Source organism: Modicisalibacter radicis (assembly GCF_900961225.1).
Classification (GTDB): domain Bacteria; phylum Pseudomonadota; class Gammaproteobacteria; order Pseudomonadales; family Halomonadaceae; genus Modicisalibacter.
On record NZ_CAAHFN010000066.1, the window covers coordinates 1 to 20,130 of the forward strand.

The 20,130-nt window shown below is 63.6% G+C and carries 22 protein-coding genes; 12 read left to right on the forward strand and 10 right to left on the reverse strand.

What is annotated here, in order from left to right; translation table 11 throughout:
• Positions 1 to 257: 257 nt before the first annotated feature.
• The 4 genes from HR9077_RS12385 to queC are packed head-to-tail and all read right to left on the reverse strand — an operon-like array spanning position 258 to position 2,756.
• Positions 258 to 539: a YkgJ family cysteine cluster protein gene (locus HR9077_RS12385; RefSeq protein ID WP_136067313.1), complete on the reverse strand. Its 282-nt coding sequence runs from the start codon at positions 537 to 539 to the stop codon at positions 258 to 260.
• Positions 536 to 1,399, reverse strand: coding sequence for a 6-carboxytetrahydropterin synthase (locus tag HR9077_RS12390; RefSeq protein WP_136067314.1), 864 nt, complete (start codon positions 1,397 to 1,399; stop codon positions 536 to 538). The genes HR9077_RS12385 and HR9077_RS12390 overlap by 4 nt, the downstream gene beginning before the upstream one ends.
• On the reverse strand, positions 1,399 to 2,052 hold the full coding sequence (gene queE, locus HR9077_RS12395; protein WP_136067315.1) for a 7-carboxy-7-deazaguanine synthase: 654 nt from the start codon (positions 2,050 to 2,052) through the stop codon (positions 1,399 to 1,401). Before queE ends, HR9077_RS12390 begins: the two co-directional genes overlap by 1 nt.
• A gap of 2 nt (positions 2,053 to 2,054) precedes the next feature.
• The gene (queC, locus tag HR9077_RS12400; RefSeq protein ID WP_136067316.1) at positions 2,055 to 2,756 is read right to left on the reverse strand and encodes a 7-cyano-7-deazaguanine synthase QueC; all 702 of its coding nucleotides are present in this window, start codon (positions 2,754 to 2,756) and stop codon (positions 2,055 to 2,057) included.
• Positions 2,757 to 2,945: 189 nt separating this feature from the next.
• On the opposite strand from queC, the gene HR9077_RS12405 reads away from it, so the two are divergent.
• Complete coding sequence (locus HR9077_RS12405) at positions 2,946 to 3,356, forward strand: SRPBCC family protein (protein ID WP_136067317.1); 411 nt, start codon at positions 2,946 to 2,948, stop codon at positions 3,354 to 3,356.
• A gap of 8 nt (positions 3,357 to 3,364) precedes the next feature.
• Here the strand turns inward: HR9077_RS12405 and HR9077_RS12410 are convergent, their stop codons facing one another.
• The 4 genes from HR9077_RS12410 to flgA form a co-directional block, all read right to left on the reverse strand.
• Entirely contained in the window at positions 3,365 to 4,840 is a 1,476-nt protein-coding gene (locus HR9077_RS12410) for a GGDEF domain-containing protein (RefSeq protein WP_168380941.1), read from the reverse strand.
• Between the two features lie 199 nt (positions 4,841 to 5,039).
• Positions 5,040 to 5,492 carry a flagella synthesis protein FlgN gene (locus tag HR9077_RS12415; protein ID WP_136067319.1) on the reverse strand — a complete coding sequence of 151 codons (453 nt, stop codon included), beginning with the start codon at positions 5,490 to 5,492 and terminating at the stop codon, positions 5,040 to 5,042.
• Between the two features lie 33 nt (positions 5,493 to 5,525).
• Entirely contained in the window at positions 5,526 to 5,804 is a 279-nt protein-coding gene (flgM, locus tag HR9077_RS12420; RefSeq protein WP_136067320.1) for a flagellar biosynthesis anti-sigma factor FlgM, read from the reverse strand.
• A 121-nt stretch (positions 5,805 to 5,925) separates the two neighbouring features.
• A complete protein-coding gene (flgA, locus tag HR9077_RS12425; protein ID WP_136067321.1) occupies positions 5,926 to 6,657 on the reverse strand; it encodes a flagellar basal body P-ring formation chaperone FlgA in 732 nt (243 codons plus the stop codon).
• Between the two features lie 159 nt (positions 6,658 to 6,816).
• On the opposite strand from flgA, the gene flgB reads away from it, so the two are divergent.
• The 11 genes from flgB (at position 6,817) to flgL (ending at position 17,724) form a co-directional block, all read left to right on the forward strand.
• Positions 6,817 to 7,230: a flagellar basal body rod protein FlgB gene (gene flgB / locus HR9077_RS12430; protein ID WP_136067322.1), complete on the forward strand. Its 414-nt coding sequence runs from the start codon at positions 6,817 to 6,819 to the stop codon at positions 7,228 to 7,230.
• A gap of 4 nt (positions 7,231 to 7,234) precedes the next feature.
• Entirely contained in the window at positions 7,235 to 7,642 is a 408-nt protein-coding gene (flgC, locus tag HR9077_RS12435; RefSeq protein ID WP_136067323.1) for a flagellar basal body rod protein FlgC, read from the forward strand.
• Positions 7,643 to 7,816: 174 nt separating this feature from the next.
• Entirely contained in the window at positions 7,817 to 8,503 is a 687-nt protein-coding gene (locus tag HR9077_RS12440; RefSeq protein ID WP_136067324.1) for a flagellar hook assembly protein FlgD, read from the forward strand.
• A 72-nt stretch (positions 8,504 to 8,575) separates the two neighbouring features.
• A complete protein-coding gene (gene flgE, locus HR9077_RS12445) occupies positions 8,576 to 9,859 on the forward strand; it encodes a flagellar hook protein FlgE (RefSeq protein WP_136067325.1) in 1,284 nt (427 codons plus the stop codon).
• A 65-nt stretch (positions 9,860 to 9,924) separates the two neighbouring features.
• A complete protein-coding gene (flgF, locus tag HR9077_RS12450) occupies positions 9,925 to 10,662 on the forward strand; it encodes a flagellar basal-body rod protein FlgF (RefSeq protein WP_136067326.1) in 738 nt (245 codons plus the stop codon).
• Positions 10,663 to 10,688: 26 nt separating this feature from the next.
• Entirely contained in the window at positions 10,689 to 11,471 is a 783-nt protein-coding gene (gene flgG / locus HR9077_RS12455; RefSeq protein WP_136067327.1) for a flagellar basal-body rod protein FlgG, read from the forward strand.
• 50 nt (positions 11,472 to 11,521) lie between these two features.
• The gene (locus HR9077_RS12460) at positions 11,522 to 12,196 is read left to right on the forward strand and encodes a flagellar basal body L-ring protein FlgH (RefSeq protein WP_210725919.1); all 675 of its coding nucleotides are present in this window, start codon (positions 11,522 to 11,524) and stop codon (positions 12,194 to 12,196) included.
• Positions 12,197 to 12,221: 25 nt separating this feature from the next.
• On the forward strand, positions 12,222 to 13,355 hold the full coding sequence (locus HR9077_RS12465; RefSeq protein ID WP_136067328.1) for a flagellar basal body P-ring protein FlgI: 1,134 nt from the start codon (positions 12,222 to 12,224) through the stop codon (positions 13,353 to 13,355).
• A complete protein-coding gene (gene flgJ / locus HR9077_RS12470; protein ID WP_136067329.1) occupies positions 13,355 to 14,461 on the forward strand; it encodes a flagellar assembly peptidoglycan hydrolase FlgJ in 1,107 nt (368 codons plus the stop codon). The genes HR9077_RS12465 and flgJ overlap by 1 nt, the downstream gene beginning before the upstream one ends.
• A 90-nt stretch (positions 14,462 to 14,551) precedes the next feature.
• Positions 14,552 to 16,498 (forward strand): flagellar hook-associated protein FlgK, encoded by a 1,947-nt coding sequence (gene flgK / locus HR9077_RS12475; protein ID WP_136067330.1) that lies wholly within the window; start codon positions 14,552 to 14,554, stop codon positions 16,496 to 16,498.
• Between the two features lie 32 nt (positions 16,499 to 16,530).
• Entirely contained in the window at positions 16,531 to 17,724 is a 1,194-nt protein-coding gene (gene flgL / locus HR9077_RS12480; protein WP_136067331.1) for a flagellar hook-associated protein FlgL, read from the forward strand.
• A 53-nt stretch (positions 17,725 to 17,777) separates the two neighbouring features.
• On the opposite strand, the gene HR9077_RS12485 is transcribed toward flgL, so the two are convergent.
• Both HR9077_RS12485 and HR9077_RS12490 read right to left on the reverse strand, forming a co-directional pair.
• Positions 17,778 to 18,428 carry a lytic transglycosylase domain-containing protein gene (locus tag HR9077_RS12485; RefSeq protein ID WP_348532929.1) on the reverse strand — a complete coding sequence of 217 codons (651 nt, stop codon included), beginning with the start codon at positions 18,426 to 18,428 and terminating at the stop codon, positions 17,778 to 17,780.
• On the reverse strand, positions 18,409 to 20,130 hold the full coding sequence (locus HR9077_RS12490; RefSeq protein WP_136067332.1) for a proline--tRNA ligase: 1,722 nt from the start codon (positions 20,128 to 20,130) through the stop codon (positions 18,409 to 18,411). The genes HR9077_RS12485 and HR9077_RS12490 overlap by 20 nt, the downstream gene beginning before the upstream one ends.

Consider the following 20,130-nt stretch of genomic DNA (forward strand, 5'->3'; position numbering starts at 1 on the left):
CGGGCACCACCTTGGCAATGGCATCGATGGCATTGCTGAAATGCATGGACCTTTCCCTGTCAGTGTACCTGACAGGGAAAGGTCTCATGATCAGCTTATTGAAGGTAGGCTTAACTGACTGGCATTACGGCTACGGCCGCGCCTTTTTCATGGGCTCGCCAGGAGTTCGTGGTGCCACGGGTCCGATCTCGGTGGGGTTGAGTTCCAGTATCGCTTTTATACCGTTATCTTCGCGTGCCGCAGATAAGTCGATCCCTTCATGTTGCCGCTTCCAGGGCGGCGATGCGGGCGAGTGCCGTCGACCGGTCGGTGCCGCACACTTCGGGGTCGAAGTCGAAGCGCCGACAGACCGCCGGGCGGCGTGGATCATCGAACAGGCGGCAGAGGTTGTCGTCATCGAGTTGCACGCAGCGGACTCCGGCCGGCTTGCCATCGGGCATGCCGGGGATCGCCGAGCTGATCGAAGGCGCAATGCAGCACGCGCCGCAGCCCGCCCGGCAACCGTCGCTGCCTGAGTCGCTGGAGATGAGTTCGCTCATGGTTCGCTCGTGACGGGGGCAGGCCGTGGCGATTCGGCACAGGCTCCCTTGTCGATGCCCTCGAAGGCCTGGACGCGGATATGGGCGTCCGGCGCATCGTGGCATGACACCTGCGCGGCCAGCCAGGCGGCGATCTGCTCCACGGTCGTCGCCGTGGGCAGCAATTCACAGCGCTCGCGGGGCAGGGTCAGGCGGAATTCACCCTGACTGGCCCGGTAGCCGAGCGTCACCCTTGTATCCGTCTGCTCGAGGATATCCTCGACATGAGCCAGATAGCGTGTGTCGAGACGCCTGGCCCAGTGGCGCTCGAGTGAGGGTCGGCGTTCGCCGTCGCACCAGATCAGCAGCCGCGAGCGGTGGCCATGAGCGATACGCTGACAGTTTCCGCCATGTCGCTTGAGGCCGTGACTATAACCATAGGCCGCGCCTTCGATGGCTTCTTCGGTGAATCGCAGGCGCACCGATTCGACCCGTCGGGGCGGGTGCTGAATGAGTCGTTCCCCATAGAGAGCCGCCAGACGTTCAGCGGTAATGGCCGGCCAGGGCAGCAGCGTGAAGGCCTGTCGAGGCCCGCGCACATCCATGGCGTAAGGCTGCGTGGTTCGAACGATGCAATCCTCGTCCTGGAAAGTGACCGTGACGCCCGGCGCCCGGGTTGGCACCAGCAGGGTGTGGTCGGGGCCGTTGTCCAGGCTTGCCTTGATCCAGGGCTTCACCTCGCCGAAATCGAACAGCATGCCATCCGCACCCAGTTGTCCATCGAGTTCGACATCGACGCCCCAGCTTGCGCCGCTGAGCCCTCTTTGCGGACACCAGAAGGAGACATCGACATGGCTGATGTGGTTGACGAAAAGAGTCATCAGTCGATTCCAAGCGTTTTATGAGTCTGCAGCGAGAGACGCCATTGCGGATTTTCCAGGCAATAGGACAGCGCCGCAGTGAGCGGATCGGAGCAATGGCGGGAGGACGCGATGCCCGATGTGTCCATGGGCTGCAGGTAGAAATGGTCGAAGCCCAGGCTCGCGAAGCGCGATGGCGGGGCGTCGTGCTGAGGATAGACCAGCTTGAGTTCGTCGCCGTGGTCGATAGCCAGCGTCGTCGTGCTTTTGGGGCTGACGCATAGCCAGTCGATGCCGGGTGGCGCCGGTAGCGTGCCATTGGTCTCCACGGCAACCTCGAAGCCGCGAGCCTGCATGGCCTCGATCAGGCCTGCGTCGAGTTGCAGCAGAGGCTCGCCGCCGGTGAAGACCACATAGGGCGTGGCCGCCGTCAGCGGGTGTGGCCACAGTGCGGCGAGATGTCCGGCCAGCTCGCCGGCGTCGTTGAAGCGGCCGCCATTCTGGCCGTCGCTGCCGACAAAGTCCGTATCGCAGAAACGGCAGGCGCTGTGTGCCCTGTCGGCCTCGCGTCCCGACCACAGGTTACAGCCGGTGAAGCGGCAGAAAACGCTGGCTCTGCCGGTACGCGCGCCCTCGCCCTGAAGCGTGTAGAAGGCTTCCTTGAGGTGGTACATCCTCACGACTCCATCGGCAGGGTGCGATAAGCCAATGGATCGGCGAGGCCTCGTGCGGCGAAGGCCGCCAGGCGTTCGCGGCAGCTGCCGCATGCGCCGCAGGCCAGCTCGCCGCCCTGGTAGCAGGTCCAGGTCTCGGCATAGTCGAGCCCCATGCCCAGGCCATCGGCGAGGATGTCGGCCTTGCTGGCGTGCAGGTAGGGGGCCTCGATGCGCACGGCATTGAAGTTGGCCACCGCCGAGGCGGCATTCATGCGCTCGACGAATTCGGGTCGACAATCCGGATAGAGCACGTGATCGCCACCGTGGGCGCCGTAGAAACATACATCGGCACCGATGTTGACGGCATGGGCGATCGCCAGCGACAGCAGAATCATGTTGCGGTTGGGGACCATGGTGGTCGCCAGGCTATCGCTATCGTAGTCGCCGTTGGGCAGCGTTCGGCTGCTGTCGGTCAGGGCGGAAGCGTCGATCAGCGAATGAATCGCCCGGATGTCGATCACCTGGTGGGCGAGATCCAGCCGTTGGCAGACGCGGCGCGCGATATCGAGTTCCCTGGCATGGCGTTGGCCGTAGTCGAAGGACAGGGCGTGTACCGAATAGCCTTGGCGAAGGGCATGGTGCAGGACGGTATAGGAGTCCATACCGCCGGAATAGATGACGACGGCCCTGGCGGATGCCGTGGCCGGGAAAGAATCGTTCATGGTCGGTCCTGCCGGAGAATTTATTGGTCCGTTGAAGACGGCGTCCGGGATCCGGGTGTCCGGACGTATGATCTTTCTAGCGAGCGGGCATTGTACTCATCGCCGATGCGGACCGACAATGCCGCACTTGGCGATTCTCGATCACAATGCGTACTCTTCTAGGAAAACGTCGGCTCAACAAGGAAGCGCATGGCGACCATCGAACACAGTGCGGTATTGAAGGCGGCACCCGAACGCGTCTATGCACTGCTGGAACGCATCGAAAACTTTAGCGACTATTCGGACAAGATCGAACGCGTCGAACCCCTCGGCAACGACTGCTATCGCTGGCACATTCACGTGATAGGACGTGACTGGCAATTCGACGTGCAGGTCACGGAGCGGCAGCCGCCGCATACGTTGGCCTGGGAATCCCTGGCCGGTGTGCGTAACCAGGGGCGCTATACCCTGACCGCGGTACCGGAGGGCACGCGGGTCGAACTCAGCGTGAGTTACGAGATACGCAACCGCCTGCTCGCCAAGGCGGTGGACAAGGCGGCACGACCGCTGGTCAACCAGGTCGGTCAGCAGGTACTGGCCCGGCTCGAGGCCAGACTCTAGACCGCGGTCTATTCGTGGGTCACCCGGTTGCGTCCGGTACGCTTCGACAGGTACATGCGCTGGTCGGCCCGGTGGATCAATTCATCGGTTGAGTCGTAGTCCTCCTCCTTGAGGCTGACGATGCCGACCGAGGCGGTGATCTGGATCGCTGCCCCCCGGTGGTCGAGCAACGGACGGCTGCGCAGCGTGTTGCAGATGTGATCGGCGTAGCCGGCGGCCTGGTGGCGGTCGTAACCGGGCAGTATCACCATGAACTCCTCACCACCGTAACGGCCGACATGAACGTCCGGATCGCTCAGATCGACGAGCAGGCTGGCAAAATTCTTGAGTACTTCGTCGCCCACCGGGTGCCCGTGCTCGTCGTTGATCTGCTTAAAATGGTCGAGGTCGAGAAATACCACCGACAGCTCCTGGGACAGCTGATAGGCCTGTTCGAAATGCGTCTCGAGCAAGGACAGCAGGTACTGGCGGGTATAGAGCTGGGTCAGCGGGTCATAGCGTAGCGCGTGGTCGAGATGCCAGTTGGCTGCCTGCAGAGCGTCCAGTTCCTGGCTCTGGTGCTCGAGCCTGGATTGCAGGCGAAGTGCACGATCGAGGAGCAGTTGCTTCGCTTCCATCAGCAGGCGCGGCGAGTCGAGCGTGTCCGGGGCGTCGACGTCGAAGAGCCCGGCCATCTGGGGAAGTCGCGCCTGGATGCGGCCGAGCAGTTCGCTGCGCTGCTGTTCGTCGCTCAGCCAGGGATCCAGTTGGGCGAGGGTGCGGTGACCATCCGACGCCAGCCAGATATCGGCAAGACGGCCGGAGAGCATGACGCAGTCACCGGGCAGCGCGATAGCCTCTCGCACCGGTCGGTCATGACTGCGGCGTACCCACTCGCAGCAGCGTAATGACAACCCCCAGTTTTCCGTCAGCCAGGCTCCGATCTCGGCATGATCGGCACCGAAGTGCGAGCGCTCGCGCAGTGCGATCTGGTCGTGGTCGTCGAGGGTGCCGATGACTTCCGTATAATCGAGCGGAGCAACGGCGTTGAGAGCCAGCATGCCGATGTCCTGCAATAGCGCCGCCGTGAACACGGGACCGAGTTCGTTGCCCTGGCAGCACAGTGTGGCGAGCTCCTGGGCGGCGATGGCGGCGGTCAACGAGCGTTGCCAGAAGTGCCTAGTATCGAAGCCGGAGGATTGCGTATCGATACGTGACGCCGTTGCCAGGCTGAAACCCAGCGAGAGGGATATGGTGGTGTCGAGCCCCAGTCGCTCGACCGCTTCGCGTAGCGTTTCGGCGGGACTGGACTGCGCATAATGGACGGTGTTTGCCAGGGAAATAAGCCGTGCCGTCAGTGCCGGATCGTTGTGTAGAGCGTCCAGAATGGGCTGCAGGCGGACATCGGGATCGGCGGCAAGAACGAGGACGCGCTGAATGACAGCCGGAATTGAAGGAAGAGCCGGACAATCGAGCAATGACTGGATGAGAGGCGATGGTATCACTGGCTTATCCCTAGCCGCGAACCACGCCCTGGGCCATGCGAGTGACAAGGCTTAGGGCGACGGCGATGATGGCGTATTCTGCAATGAGCGAATATTCATTCTACGTTGCAGATTGTAATTATTACCATCGTTTTGTTACTCGATGTTACGCCAGTCGGTCAGCGCAAGCCAGCCATACTCGAGTGCCCCGGGCATGTGTTCAGGCTGAAGAGGTAACTCCCCCGAAACCGCGACGGCGTGATTGGCCGTTGGGACCGTAGAGCGCCTTGCCGGCGGCGTTATTGAGAAAGTCGAGGATGCGTTGGTTCTGATTCATGCGCGAACCGATCAGTACGCCATTCAACTGGTTGAGTTGTTTGGCGTGTAGCGCTCGGCTCAGAAAGGCATGCCAAGCCTCCAGGCACCGGGCATCGCGTGCGGCGGCTTCGGCGCCTTGGCGACCCTGGCCATAGCCGAGCTTGCTCAGCACGTTACGTCGCTGAGTCTCGAGCGTTTCGAGGCGCTCCATGTGTTGCTGCTTCTGTTGTGCCTGGGCGGCCAGAGTTTCGCCATCGACTTCGCCTGCGGAGAGGCTGGCACGCTCCGCCTCGAGCAGCGCAATGAATGCCTCGAGGTGCTCTTGTTCGCGCTCGAGGTGTTGGGCCAGGCTCATAGGTGTGGTCTCCGCCGATAAACGTAGTTAGGGTCAGGTTTCGGACTTGCCGAGCAGGTCGCGGACGCTGTCGATCAGGCCATCGGCAATGCGCCCTGAATCGATCTCCAGGCGTCCTTCACTGATTGCCTGGCGAATTTCGGCAACGCGTGCGGTATCGATGTCCTGGGTCGTATCCTGGGTCTTGTTGCTCAGGTGCGCGACGGAAGCCGGATTCGAGGCTTGTGACTCGGCGTCAGGCTTGACGGGCTGAGCGGCCTTGCTGTCGGTTTGCGTCGGGCGCTGCAGGGGGTGTGTATTGTCGATTTTCACGGGGCATCCTCTTGATGATTTCGACCTTTCCCTGGCTATCGGCCACGCATGGCATAACTTTAATGGCCGCTTGGGATGGGAAACCCCGGCAGTGTAATTCCCGCCGTCTTCGACGGCCAGCTCAGAACTCGACGCTCAAACGCTTGGGGCCAATAACCCGAGCCTGGAGCAGCTCGCCGTTGGCGATGCGCAGCCTGACCTGTTCGCCCATTGCGCCGTTGTCCATCGCCCGGGCCTCGCGACGGATCTGGAAGCCGTCACCGCGAGCGATGACGCTCACGGTCTGCCCGCGCTTGACCAGGTCCTGCCGACGCAACTGATAGTCCTGCAGGGGCGTGCCCGCGCGCAAGGCCCGGGTGGTCACCAGCCCCGTAGCGTCACCGATGTGCCTGACGGCATGCCGCGGCAGTTTTTCCAGCAGCCCCCGCTCGAGGGTCACGTCCTGCGGCGTCAGGGTCGCGCCACGTGCAATGTCCCGCGCCAGGACGACGTGTTCGACAGCCACCGACACATCGGCTTGAACGTAACGGGTGCGCGGCGCGTCGCCGCTGCAATGAACGCCGACCGCGACTCGCCCATACAGCCGCTGATTGTTCCGCGGCAGGAAGGGCCGGGGGTCTTCGCAGGCTGGCAAGCGTGCCTGACTGCGCTGCACCGCGACGCTCACGCTGTCGCCCAGGGGGCGGGCCTGTTCGACCAGGAAGTCGTGAACGCGTTGCTCGAGCCGCGTTGCCGTCGCGGCGTCCTCGGCCAGCGCCCAGGGAGCACATAGTGCCATGAAGGCAGCGATGGCCAGCAGCTTCATGAAATGGGTGCCGAGAGACGGGCGGGCACTATGGTTTCGGTTGCGCATCGATTCTTCCCCCGTGCGTTGGAGACGATTCTAGTACCGGGGAGTGATCCTCATGCGCGGAAATGATGAGCAAATCGTGGCCTATTTCTTCCTTTGGGAAGACGGGCCGGCGTCTATTCTCCAGCCTGTACCTTTCCCATCCGAGCCAGGGGGCAAGACATGATCGACAAGCTTGACGGAGCGCTGCGCTTTCACCAGGAAGCCCTGAACCTGCGCGCGGAACGTCAGAAAGTGCTGGCAAGCAATATCGCCAATGCCGACACGCCGAACTACAAGGCGCGCGACTTCGATTTTTCAGCCGAGTTGTCGCGGGTCATGCAGCAGGGACGTCCGGGGGATGGCGGCCTGGAGTTGGCACGCACCTCTGGCCGGCACATCGCGGCTCAGGCCCCGGCGGGGGCGGGGCGTGACCTGCTGTATCGGGTACCCGACCAGCCGAGCCTCGATGGCAATACCGTCGACATGGATCGTGAGCGGGCTCAGTTCGCCGACAACGCGGTTCGCTATCAGGCGGGGCTGACCATCATGAATCGCAAGATTCAGGGCATGAAGACCGCGATGCAACCGGAGTAACAGCATGTCCATGTTCAGCATTTTCGATATTTCCGGTTCGGCGCTGACCGCTCAGTCGCAGCGCATGAACGTCACGGCCAGCAACCTGGCCAACGCCGACAGCGTCGCCGGCCCGGACGGCGAAGCCTACCGCGCCAAGCAGGTGATGTTCGAGACGCGCTCCCAGGTTTCCAGCGGCGTCGGCGGCGTCCGCGTCAGCGAAGTCGTCGAGGATCCTACGCCGATGCGCCGCGAATATCGCCCGGCGCATCCACTGGCCGACGAGGAGGGCTACGTGACGATGCCCAATGTCGAGCCGGTCAACGAGATGGTCAACATGATTGCTGCCTCTCGTTCCTATCAGGCCAACGTCGAGGTCATGAACACCAGCAAGACGCTGATGCTCAAGACGCTGACGCTGGGCGAGAACTAAGGGGGCGCTGAATAAATCGACGAGCGGCGTAAAGCGCGAGGCGCACGGAGCACAGGAACCGGAGCCTATGGGTATAGGTGAGGATTCCGAGCACCGCGCAACGAAGTGATTTTCCCGCGCAGGCATTTATGCAGTGTTTCCACAGTGAACTTTTGGTAGCCATCAGGAGCCCCCATGGCCAACACCATCGATACCAGCGTACTCAACAGCCTCAACCAGACCACAGGCGCATCGGCTAACAAGGCATCGGCGACCGACGATCTCAGCAACAGCTTCATGACCCTGCTGGTCACTCAGCTGAAGAACCAGGATCCGATGAATCCGATGGAAAACGCCGAGATGACCTCGCAGCTGGCGCAGATCAACACGGTCAACGGCATCCAGGACCTGAACAAGACCCTCGAGGGCATCACCAGCCAGATCGATGCCGGCCAGACCCTGCAGGCGGCGGCGCTGATCGGTCAGGGCGTGCTGGTGCCCGGCAGCCGGGTTTTGAAAGAGGGCGAAGTGACCACGCCGTTCGGGGTGGAGCTGGAAGCGCCGGCCGATGAAGTCACCATCTCCATTACCAACGACTCCGGCGAGGTCGTACGCAGCTTCAGTGCCGACGATATAGGGGCACTTGATGCCGGTGTTCAATCCTTTACCTGGGACGGAACCTTGCAAGATGGCAAGACTCAGGCGGCTGATGGCTCATACAACGTTTCCATTCAGGCTAGCCAGGGCGGTGAGCCGGTCAATGTCACCGCACTGAACTATGCGCAGGTGGGCGGCGTAGTGACGACCGATTCGGGCCCGCGGCTCGATCTCGGTGCGATTTCCGGCCAGGTCGGCCTCGATGCCGTCCGCCAGATTCTTTAACGGCAGTTTCTGCCAAGAATTAACCAAGAATCAATTAAGTAGCGGGCGTCTTGGCTCGCAGGGAGATTAAGAATGGGTTTTTCGCAAGCATTGAGCGGTGTCAACGCCGCTTCCCAGCAACTAGACGTCGTCGGCAACAACATCGCCAACTCGCAGACCACCGGTTTCAAGAGTTCGTCGGTGCAGTTCTCCGACGTGTTCGCCAATAGCAAGATTGGCTTGGGTACGCGCGTGGCTGGCGTCGTTCAGGACTTCGGCAACGGCAACCTGGAAACGACCGGGCGTAACCTCGATCTGGCGATCAGCGGTACCGGCTTCTATCGCTTCGAGCAGGAAGGCCAGATCGGCTACTCGCGCAATGGGCAGTTGACCATGACCGCCGATGGCGATCTGGTCAACGCCCAAGGTGCCAAGATCATGGGCTATGGTCTCGCTGGCGGTCCGTTTTCCGAGGTTGTTCCGGGCGGTCAGCCTGTCGCCTTGAATATTCCGGCCAATGACATGCCGGCACAGGCGACCGGAACCGCGACCGGGGTACAGGCTGTCTATAACCTCAACCAGGCCACTGACCCGACCGACCCTTCCAAGCTAAATACCGTGAATCTCGATGATGGCAGCGCGCCCGGTGTCGATGTCGATTACCACTATTCGAACAGCTTCACGGTCTACGACTCCCTGGGTAACCAGCGCAACGCCACGGTCTATTTCGAGAAGGCCGCCGCCCCTGCCAACACATGGAACGGCAAGGTCGCCCTAGACGGTTTCTATGATGCCAACAACGACTTCACCCTCGGCTTCGACACCAATGGCCAGCTCAGTTCCATCGAGCAAGGTGGGACGACCACTACCCAGCCCAACTTGACCCAGCCGCAAGTCAACTTCACGACGGCCCAGTTGGGTGGTGATCCCGCGGATCTGGGCTTCGAGTTGAATCTTCAGGGAACCACTCAGTTCGCCAACGACTCCACCCAGAACTCTTTGGTTCAGGATGGTTATACCTCGGGTACGCTGGTGGGTATCACTATCGCGGATGATGGCACCATCATGCGCAACTATACCAACGAGAAATCGGTAGCGGCGGGCCAGATCGCGCTGGCCAACTTCCGTAACCCCGAAGGCCTGAAGGCTGCAGGCGATAACATGTGGGCGGCGACCGCCGAGTCCGGTGCCGAGGTGGTTGGTACGGCGGGTGTGGGGCAGTTCGGTTCCATCGAGTCCGGCACCCTGGAAGCATCCAACGTCGACCTGACCAAGGAACTGGTCGACCTGATCATCGCCCAGCGCAACTACCAGGCCAACACCAACTCGATCCGCACCCAGTCCGAAGTGATGGATCAGATCGCCCAGCTGCGCTAACGGCTAGTTGATGCCGGGCCTTCCTGGCCCGGCATCGTGATGCGTCACGTCGAGAGTCAAACATCATGGATCGCATTCTTTACACCGCCATGAGCGGCGCCAGGCAGAGCATGGACCAGCAGGCGGTGGTCAACAACAACCTGGCCAACGTCGCCACGCCGGGTTTTCGTGCCGAGCTCAGCGCCATGCGCGCGGTGCCTGTCCAGGGCGATGGCCTGGCGACCCGCACCTCGGTGATGGCCTCCACGCCGGGCAGCGACTTCACCCCCGGCCCGCTGTCCACCACCGGGCGCGAGCTCGACGTGGCGGTCGACGGCGACGGCATGCTGGCCGTGCAGACTGCCGACGGCGAAGCCTATACCCGGCGTGGCGACCTGCAGCTGGACGCCAACGGCGTGGTCAACATCATGGGCCGTCCGGTGATGGGCGACGGCGGGCCGATCATCGTCCCGCTGGGCGCCGACGTCAGCATCGGCGCGGATGGCACCCTCAGCGCCGTGGTTCCTGGCGGCGCGCCGAATACCCGTGGCCCGGTAGGCCAGTTGAAGCTGGTCAACCCGGAGCCGGGTTCGCTGGTGCGTGGCGAGGATGGCCTGTTCCGCCCGCAGGGTGGCGGCCAGCTTCAGGCCGACGACACGGTCAGGGTGGTCAGCGGGGCGCTGGAAGGCAGCAACGTGAGCGCCACCGAGGCGATGGTCGCGATGATCGATGGCGCACGGCGCTACGACATGCAGATGAAGACCATCGAAAGCGCCGACGAGAACGCCCAGCGCGCCAACAGCCTGCTGTCCGTAACCAGCTAGCGTTAACCCCTTCGAGGAATTGAATCATGATTCGTTCATTGTGGACTGCCAAGACCGGGCTGGAAGCTCAGCAGGTGCAGATGGATGTCATATCCAACAACCTGGCCAACGTCAGCACCAATGGCTTCAAGCGTTCGCGCGCGGTGTTCGAGGATCTGCTCTACCAGAACCTGCGCCAGCCCGGTGCGCAGTCGAACGTGCAGGACAACCTGCCGTCGGGCATGCAGATCGGCAGCGGTGTGCGTCCGGTCGCCACCGAGCGGCTGCATACCCAGGGCAACCTGGAAAACACCGAGAACTCGCGTGACCTGGCGATCAGCGGCAAGGGCTTCTTCCAGGTGACGCGGGCCGATGGCACCACGGCCTATACCCGTGATGGCAGCTTTCAGGTCAACCAGAACGGTCAGCTGGTGACGGCCAGCGGCTATCCCATCGAGCCGGCCGTCTTCATCCCCGAGAATGCGTTGTCGGTCTCCGTCAGCCGCGACGGCATCGTCTCGGTGACCCAGCCGGGCACCGCGGAGTCCAACCAGGTGGGGCAACTGACCCTGGCGACCTTCAGCAACCCCACGGGGCTCGAGAGTATCGGTGAAAACCTCTATCTCGAGACGGCCGCGTCGGGGCCGCGCAACGACAACGTTCCCGGGCTGAATGGCGCCGGCACGCTGTACCAGGGCTATGTCGAGACCTCCAACGTCAACGTGGTCGAGGAGATGGTCGGCATGATCCAGACCCAGCGCGCCTACGAAATCAACAGCAAGGCCGTGCAGACTTCCGACGAGATGCTGGCGCGTCTGGCACAGCTGTGATCGATGGTCGTCGCATGAATACCGGGCCGATGCCGGATGTGAGGAAATGCATGCCGAACCGTTTGTTGCGGGGCTTGTTGGTGGGAACCTTGTTGCTGGCCATGGGCGGCTGTGCGCAATTGCCGAGGCCCTCGGTGGTCGGCGAGCAGGAGAAGATCGTCATCAACGAGCCGCCGCCGCCGATTCCCAATGGTTCGATCTACCAGCCGGCCACCGCCTATCAGCCGTTGTTCGAGGATCGCCGTCCGCGCAACATCGGTGACATCCTGACCATCGTCCTCGACGAGGACGTAAGCGCCAGCAAGAATTCGTCGGCCAATGCGGGGCGCAACGGCAGCGCAAGCCTGGAACTTGCCCAGTTGCCCGATGCGCTCGACCAGCTCGCCGAGTACGGCTTCGACGTGTCCGGTGAAAACGACTTTGCCGGCAGCGGGGGCGCGGCGGCCAACAACAGCTTTACCGGCACGATTACCGTCACGGTCATCGATGTGCTGTACAACGGCAACCTGCGAGTGCGTGGCGAGAAGCAGATCGCCATCAACCAGGGCACCGAGTTCATTCGCTTTTCCGGCGTAGTCAATCCGCGCGCGGTCACCGGGCAAAACACCGTTATCTCGACCGACGTCGCGGATGCGCGCATCGAATACGTCGGCGACGGCTATATCAACGAGGCGCAGACCATGGGTTGGCTGCAGCGCTTCTTCCTCAATGTGTCACCGTTCTGATGATACGTCGCAGGTATCAAGGCTGATGATCATGTTTATTCGTCGCTCTCTTTTGCAGCTTGGTCTTCGTCGGCTGGCGGGTCTGTGCCTGCTGGTGGTGCTGGCAGCTCCGGCACAGGCCGAGCGTCTTCGCGATCTCGCTTCCTTCGCCGGGGTTCGTGACAACGCCCTGGTCGGCTATGGCCTGGTCGTCGGGCTGGACGGCTCGGGCGACCAGACCACTCAGGCGCCGTTCACGACCCAGAGCCTGACCAACATGCTCTCCCAGTTGGGAATCAGCGTGCCGGCCGGCACCAACATGCAGCTCAAGAACGTGGCCGCGGTGATGATCACCGCGCAGTTGCCGCCGTTTGCCCGGCAGGGCCAGGAGATCGATGTCGTGGTTTCCTCGGTGGGCAACGCGCGAAGCCTGCGCGGCGGCACCCTGCTGATGGCGCCGCTCAAGGGCGCCGACGGCAACGTCTACGCCATGGCCCAGGGCAACGTCTTCGTCGGCGGTGCCGGCGCGGAAGCGGGCGGCAGCAGCGTGTCGATCAACCAGCAGGCCGGCGGCAGCATCAGCGGGGGCGCCACCGTCGAACGCGAAGTGCCGCTACAGCTCGGTGCCAACGGCACCCTGGACCTGCAGCTCGATGAATACAGCTTCGATAACGCCCAGCGTGCCGTGACGGCGATCAACCGGGAATTCGGCGCCCCGGTAGCCGCGGCACTCGATGGCCGGGTAATCCGCCTGCAGACGCCGATGGACAGCAACGATCGCGTGCGTTTCATGGCCCGGGTACAGAATATCGACCTGGCCCTGGGCGAGGAGCCTGCTCGGGTGATCATCAACTCGCGCACCGGCTCGGTGGTGTTGACCAGTGCCGTGACGCTGCGCCAGGCGGCGGTGGCCCATGGCAACCTGTCGATCACCATCGACAACAATCCCCAGGTCAGCCAGCCGAATCCGTTCTCCGAAGGCGAGACCGTGGTCGTGCCCAATGCCGAGGTGTCGGTGGCCCAGGAGGGCGGCGCGCTGCAGATGCTCAATACCAGCGCCGACCTGGGCAAGGTCGTCAATGCCCTGAATGCGCTGGGCGCGACGCCGCAGGATCTGATGTCGATCCTCCAGGCCCTCAAGGCCTCCGGCTCGTTGCGCGCGGACCTGGAGATCATCTGATGTCGATCGATACGAGCAATGGCCAGTTCGCGCTCGACCTGCAGGGCCTGCAGCGGCTCAAGCAGACTGCGGCCCGGCGTCCCGAGGAGGGCGTTCGGGAAGCCGCCAAGCAGTTCGAGTCGGTGTTCCTCAAGATGATGCTCAAGAGCATGCGCGAGGCGACCCCGCAGTCTGGCCTGCTGGACAGTCAACAGACGCGCTTCTATACCGAGATGCTCGACCAGCAGTGGTCGCAGCATCTGGCCGGACAGGGCGTCGGCCTGGCTGAGCAGTTGGTACAGCAACTCGAGGATCGTGGTCTGGTTCCCAAGGCCGGAAGCGCCAGCGAGTCGCTGATCGCCGGGATACCGCGGGGCACGCCGAGGGTGTTGCATGGGGCGCTCCAGGGAGAGGCTCCGGTGGCTTCCCGGAGCGATGACGCGCCCTCGACGGATCCCTCGACACGCTTTACCGACGCACTGGTGCTCGAACCCGCGGGAAGCGGCTACGAAGCCGCGAATCGCGCGGCCGTGGATTCCGCCGACCCGGGTGATCGCGAGCGTCCGGCACATGTCGCCGAGTTCCTTCGCGATCTTCACGGGCCCGCCCAGGCCGCCAGCCGTACCACCGGTGTGCCGGCCGAGCTGATTCTGGCCCAGGCCGCGCTGGAAACCGGCTGGGGTCGCCACGAAATCCCCACGGCCGAGGGCAACAACAGCCACAACCTGTTCGGCATCAAGGCGGGCAGTCAGTGGCAGGGTGAAACCACCGACATCACCACCACCGAATATGTCGATGGGCGGGCGATAAAGATGGTCGATCGCTTCCGCGTCTATGACGACTTCGAGGCGGCGTTCACCGACTACGCCCGATTGATCGGCGACAATCCGCGCTATGCCGGGGTCGTCACCGCCAGCAGCGCCGACAATGCGGCGCGCGCCCTGCAGGCGGGCGGTTACGCCACCGACCCGGCCTATGCCGACAAGCTGATCGCCATCATGGGTACTCTCGGCGTGAACGGCGCGGCCGGGGCACCACTGGCGTCTAACGACGCGAGGCCGAACGGTGAAGCACGCGCCAGGCTCGACGGCTATGCCATCGACGATCTGCCGACACAGATTTTCTGAGTCGCCCAAAAGTGCTCGGCCGGGCTTCAAGTTCTGCGACAGGCGGCCGATAAATCAGGTAATTGCTAGCTCCTCTATCGGGATGGACCCATGAGCCTCTTTTCCACCGGCCTTAGCGGCCTCAGCGCGGCCCAGATAGCGCTACAGACGACCAGCACCAACATCAGCAACCTCTATACGCCGGGCTACAACCGCCAGATCACCCAGTTGGGCGAAACCAGCCCGAGTGGCGGCGGTGTGCAGGTCAACGATATCGAGCGCCAGTTCAACAAATACATCGCGTCGCAGCTCAATGAAGCCACCAGTCGCTCGAGCGCGCTGCAGACCTATGACACCCAGGTCAGCCAGCTCGACAACCTGCTGGCCGATGGTGATGCCGGACTCGCGCCGTTGATGCAGAACTTCTTCTCGTCGCTCGAGGATCTCGCCGGCGCGCCCTCCGACCCGGCGGCGCGTCAGGGGCTGATCGGCAGCGCCGACACGCTGACCGCTCAGTTCCGTGCCTTCGACAGCTATCTCGACGACATGCAGTCGGGCATCAACGGCCAGATCCGTGACGAAGTCACCCAGATCAACAACAGCGCCGACCAGTTGGCCAAGCTCAACCGGCAGATCTCGCTGACCCAGGCCAAGACCGGCGATGTACCCAACAACCTGCTGAATCAGCGCGACCACCTGGTTGCCGAGCTGAGCGAGCGCATCGACATCAAGCTGTCGGTCCAGGACGGTGGCACCTACAACCTGACCATGGCCAATGGCCAGCCGCTGGTTGCGGGCAACAGGAGCTATTCGCTGGAGGCCGTGGCGTCTTCATCGGACCCGTCGCGTACCGTGGTTGCCTACAACGACCCGGGCGGTAGTCAGATCGAGCTGGCTGAATCGGCCTTCGAGGGCGGCACGCTGGGCGGATTGATGACCTTCCGCAGCGAAACGCTGGACAAGACCCAGAACCAGATCGGTCAGATGTCGCTGTCGCTGGCCGCGGGCTTCAACGAGCAACATCGTGCCGGGCAGGACCTCAATGGCGATGCCGGTGGTGACTTCTTCGCGATCGGCGATCCAACGGTCTACTCGAACGAGAACAATGGCAGCGATGCGTTCTTCACCGCCGAGTTCAGCGATGTCTCGGCGGTGACGACCAGCGACTACCAGATCAAGCGCGAGGGCGGCGCCTTCGTCGTATCGCGGGTAGGCAGCAACGAGCCGCTGGATCCGCAGCCGCCCGTCGTACCGGATGGCAGTGGCAATGACACCTTGTCGTTCGGCGGCATGACCCTGACGCTGGACGAGTCGCTGGGGGCTGTCGGCGAGGGCGATACCTTCCTGATACAGCCGACCCGTGCCCTGGCCGGGGAGCTGGAAAACGTCGTCGACGACACATCCAAGATTGCGGCCAGCGCGCACGTCAAGGTGACGCCGACACTCCAGACGGGTAGCACCCTGGAGGCCGGCGACATCACCCTAGAGGAAGGCTTTACGCTGCCCGCCTCGAGTATCCAGATGGATATCTCCATCAGCGCTGCCGATGCGGCCAATGGTGAATTCACTCTGAGCCCCAATGCGCCTGCCGGCAGCGAAGTCCTGGTCAATGGCGAGGTCCCGGCGGATCCATCGAGCGTCAAGCTTTCCGCGGGCGATACGCTGTCCATCGACGGCGTCAGCATGACCTTCAGTGGTGAACCGGTCGACGGTGACAAGCTGACCCTGGCGTCCGACCCCGCCAGCGGCGACAACCGCAATGCGCTGGCGCTGCAGAACCTGCAGAATGGCGATCTCGTCGGCGGGGCGGCGAGCCTGAGCGAGGCCTACGCGTCGCTGGTCAGCGATGTGGGTAATCGGACCAACGTCGTCCAGGCGAATCTGAGCGCGCAATCGGTGCTGACCGAGCAGTTGACGGCCGTGCAGCAGTCCGAGTCGGGGGTCAATCTCGACGAGGAGGCCGCCAACCTGATCCGCTTCCAGCAGTTCTACCAGGCCAATGCCCAGGTGATTCAGACCGGCAGCACGCTGCTCGACACCATCCTGGGCATTCGTTGATCCCCGGCCATCCCGTTTATTGAGGTTTCGTCATGCGCATCAGCACCGTGACCATGTTTGAATCCAGCCTGTCGTCGATGAACCGTCAGCAGGGTGCCTTTCTCGATGTCGGCCAGCAACTGGCGACCGGGCGTCGCGTCGTCAATCCCTCCGACGACCCCCAGGCGGCCTCGCGCGCGGTCAGCGTCTCGCAATCGATGGCGGTGTCCGAGCAGTATTCCGATGCCCGGATCACGGCGCGTAATGCGCTCAGCCAGGAAGAGAGCGTGCTCGACAGCGTCAGCGACGCGATTACCAGCGCCAAGACGCTGATCATCCAGGCCGGCAACGGTACCCTGAGCGATGCTGATCGCACGTCCCTGGCCAGCGACCTGCGCGGCGTCTACGAGAGCCTTCTCGGCCAGGCCAACACCACCAACGGCAACGGCGATTACCTGTTCGGCGGCGTGAAGGATAGTGCGCCGCCCTTCGTCAAGCAGGCGGGCGGTGTCGCCTATCAGGGGGCGGACTCGGTGCGTGCCCAGCAGGTCGACTCCTCGCGTCAGATGCCGGTGGGCGATAGCGGTCTGGAGGTCTTTTCCGGGGTGCACGCCGGCTCGGACTACGTGGCCGAGGCAACGACTGCCGATGACAGCACCCTGACCTTCACCGGCCCCAGCGTCCGGGATGCAGCTGCGGACGGCTTCGGCGAGCGCTACACGCTGACATTCACCGATGCGACGACCTTCAGCGTCACCGACCGTCTGGGCGATGTGGTGGCGACCGATACCTACACGGCTGGCAAGCCCATCGAATTCAATGGCATGTCGATCACCCTGGAAGGCGAGCCCAGGCAGGACGATACCATCGAGATGACCAAGGGCGAAGACCAGAGTGTCTTCACGACCCTGGAGAATGTCCTGGCCGCCCTGGAATCCCCGGCCGACACGCCCGCCAAGCAGGCGGATCTCAGCAATACGCTGTCGTCGGTCAGCCGCCAGCTGGACAACAGCCTGGATAACGTGCTCACCGTACGGGCTTCGGTCGGCGCGCGCCTCAACGAGCTGGATGTGCTCGATACCGTGGGCGGCAACCGCAGCTTGAACTATGAGTCGACGCTCTCGGAACTGGTCGATCTCGATTACGCCACGGCGATCTCCGACTACACGCTGCGGCAGGTGGGCCTGCAGGCCTCGCAGAAAGCGTTCGTCGACATGCGCGGCATGAGCCTGTTCGAAATGCTGTAACCCGAAGACAGCGACAGCATGACGTGAGCGGCGCCGAACGGCGCCGCTTTTCGTTAGCGGCCTTCGCTGCTCGCGCTGAGGGTGCCGGGCCCTTGCTCGATCCAGGCGTGCATGACCCGCTCCGGATACCAGGTTTCGCCCAGGCTACCGTTGTAGCGTGCCAGGGCGCGGGTCAGGTCGCCGTTCTCCAGGCGCAGGTAGTAGGCGAGGATGGTGCAGCCGTAACGCAGGTTGGTGCCGGGGTCGAGCAGGTCGTCGTCGGCGCGGCCGATCACGCGTTTCCAGAACGGCATTACCTGCATCAAGCCCTCGGCACCGGCGGATGAAACGGCGTCTGCGGTAAAGGCGCTCTCGACCTGGATCACGGCGAGGACGATGTCCGGCGCCAACCCGGCGAGCCGGGCCTCGGCGCGGATCCGTGCCAGCAGGTCGCGGCGCATCCGGGCATCGGGAAAGCGTGACGCCAGCCGTCCCTGCATGCGTTCGACCCAGCCCGACGCGTGTCGAGTCGCCGGCAGTGTGTCGCTGCCGGTCACGGCTTCCAGGGTGTCGATCAGTGTCGCCGGAATCCCATCGGGAACGCGCGCCGCGGCGTGGGCAGGGCCCGGGCCCGCCAGCTGCGCGCCGACGGCGATCGCCAACAGCAGCGCTGCCGCCGGGTCGCGATACCGTGCCCGGCGCCGATCAGCCCTGCAGACGCTCACGCAGGAAGTCGACCAGGCTGTCGGCGGCGATCATGGTGTTGTCGCTGTCGCGGCGACCCTTGTATTCCAGCTCGCCGTTGTCGAGGCCGCGATCGCCGATAACCACCCGGTGCGGAATGCCGATCAGTTCCTGGTCGGCGAACTTGACCCCGGGGCGGGTATCGCGGTCGTCGAGCAGCACGTCGATGCCCTGGGTCCGGAGCTCGCCATACAGGCGCTCGGCGGTCTCGCGCACACGCTGCGACTTGTGGGCGTTCATCGGCACCAGCACCACCTCGAAGGGGGCGATGGCATTCGGCCAGATGATGCCCGCGTCGTCGTGGTTCTGTTCGATCGCCGCGGCGACGACGCGGGTAATGCCGATGCCGTAGCAACCCATCCACAGCTTGGCGGCCTTGCCGCTGTCGTCGAGCACCGTGGCGTTCATCGCCTGGGAATACTTCTGGCCCAGCTGGAAGACATGGCCCACCTCGATGCCGCGGGCGATGGACAGGGTGCCCTGGCCATCCGGCGACGGATCGCCCTCGACCACGTTGCGCAGATCGGCGACCTTGGGCAGGGCGACGTCGCGCTCCCAGTTGATGCCGAAGTAGTGCTTGCCGTCGACATTCGCGCCGGCGCCGAAGTCGCTCATCAGCGCCACGCTGCGATCGACGATGACCGGCATGTCGAGGCCGACCGGGCCCAGCGATCCGGGACCGGCGCCCACCGCGGCGCGGATCTCGGCCTCAGTGGCCATGGTCAGCGGTGTGGCCACCTCGGCCAGGTTCTCGGCCTTGATCTCGTTGAGCTCATGGTCGCCGCGCACCAGCAGGGCGATCAGCCCGCCCTGGGCGGCATGCACCATCAGCGTCTTGAGGGTCTTGTCGATCGGCAGGCCGTGCTGCTCGACCAGCGCGGCGATGGTGCGGGCATCGGGTGTGTCGACCAGACGCAGTTCCTCGCCGGGAGCGGCGCGTTCGGGCGTCTGTCCCAGTGGCGCCGGCAGGGCCTCGGCCTTCTCGATGTTGGCGGCGTAATCGGAACCGGTGGAGAACACGATGGCATCCTCGCCGGAATCGGCCAGTACATGGAACTCATGCGAGCCGGTGCCGCCGATCGAGCCGTTGTCGGCGAGCACCGGGCGGAAATCCAGCCCCAGGCGTTCGAAGATGCGCACGTAGGCGTCGTACATCAGTTGGTAGCCGGCCTTGAGCGATTCCTCGTCGACGTGGAAGGAGTAGGCATCCTTCATGATGAATTCCCGCGAGCGCATCACGCCGAAGCGCGGGCGGATCTCGTCGCGGAACTTGGTCTGTACCTGATAGAAGTTGCTCGGCAGCTGCTTGTAGCTGGAGAGCTCCTTGCGCACCAGATCGGTGATCACTTCCTCGTGGGTCGGGCCGACGCAGTAGTCGCGCTCATGACGATCCTTGAGGCGCAGCAGCTCTGGGCCGTACTGCTCCCAACGGCCCGACTCCTGCCACAGCTCGGCAGGCTGCACCGCGGGCATCAGCACCTCCTGGGCGCCGGCGCGATCCATCTCCTCGCGGACGATGCGCTCGACCTTGCGCAGCGTGCGCAGGCCGATCGGCAACCAGGTGTAGAGCCCCGAGGTCAGGCGGCGAATCATGCCCGCGCGCAGCATCAGCTGGTGGCTGACGATCTCGGCGTCGGCGGGCACTTCCTTGAGGGTGGCGATCAACAGTTGGCTGGCGCGCAT

Coding starts and splice junctions, on each gene's coding strand:
- HR9077_RS12385 (WP_136067313.1), bottom strand. CDS start 539: ATGAGCGAACTCATCTCCAGCGACTCAGGCAGCGACGGTTGCCGGGCG.
- HR9077_RS12390 (WP_136067314.1), bottom strand. CDS start 1,399: ATGACTCTTTTCGTCAACCACATCAGCCATGTCGATGTCTCCTTCTGG.
- queE (WP_136067315.1), bottom strand. CDS start 2,052: ATGTACCACCTCAAGGAAGCCTTCTACACGCTTCAGGGCGAGGGCGCG.
- queC (WP_136067316.1), bottom strand. CDS start 2,756: ATGAACGATTCTTTCCCGGCCACGGCATCCGCCAGGGCCGTCGTCATC.
- HR9077_RS12405 (WP_136067317.1), top strand. CDS start 2,946: ATGGCGACCATCGAACACAGTGCGGTATTGAAGGCGGCACCCGAACGC.
- HR9077_RS12415 (WP_136067319.1), bottom strand. CDS start 5,492: ATGAGCCTGGCCCAACACCTCGAGCGCGAACAAGAGCACCTCGAGGCA.
- flgA (WP_136067321.1), bottom strand. CDS start 6,657: ATGCGCAACCGAAACCATAGTGCCCGCCCGTCTCTCGGCACCCATTTC.
- flgB (WP_136067322.1), top strand. CDS start 6,817: ATGATCGACAAGCTTGACGGAGCGCTGCGCTTTCACCAGGAAGCCCTG.
- flgC (WP_136067323.1), top strand. CDS start 7,235: ATGTCCATGTTCAGCATTTTCGATATTTCCGGTTCGGCGCTGACCGCT.
- HR9077_RS12440 (WP_136067324.1), top strand. CDS start 7,817: ATGGCCAACACCATCGATACCAGCGTACTCAACAGCCTCAACCAGACC.
- flgE (WP_136067325.1), top strand. CDS start 8,576: ATGGGTTTTTCGCAAGCATTGAGCGGTGTCAACGCCGCTTCCCAGCAA.
- flgF (WP_136067326.1), top strand. CDS start 9,925: ATGGATCGCATTCTTTACACCGCCATGAGCGGCGCCAGGCAGAGCATG.
- flgG (WP_136067327.1), top strand. CDS start 10,689: ATGATTCGTTCATTGTGGACTGCCAAGACCGGGCTGGAAGCTCAGCAG.
- HR9077_RS12460 (WP_210725919.1), top strand. CDS start 11,522: ATGCCGAACCGTTTGTTGCGGGGCTTGTTGGTGGGAACCTTGTTGCTG.
- HR9077_RS12465 (WP_136067328.1), top strand. CDS start 12,222: ATGATCATGTTTATTCGTCGCTCTCTTTTGCAGCTTGGTCTTCGTCGG.
- flgJ (WP_136067329.1), top strand. CDS start 13,355: ATGTCGATCGATACGAGCAATGGCCAGTTCGCGCTCGACCTGCAGGGC.
- flgK (WP_136067330.1), top strand. CDS start 14,552: ATGAGCCTCTTTTCCACCGGCCTTAGCGGCCTCAGCGCGGCCCAGATA.
- flgL (WP_136067331.1), top strand. CDS start 16,531: ATGCGCATCAGCACCGTGACCATGTTTGAATCCAGCCTGTCGTCGATG.
- HR9077_RS12490 (WP_136067332.1), bottom strand. CDS start 20,130: ATGCGCGCCAGCCAACTGTTGATCGCCACCCTCAAGGAAGTGCCCGCC.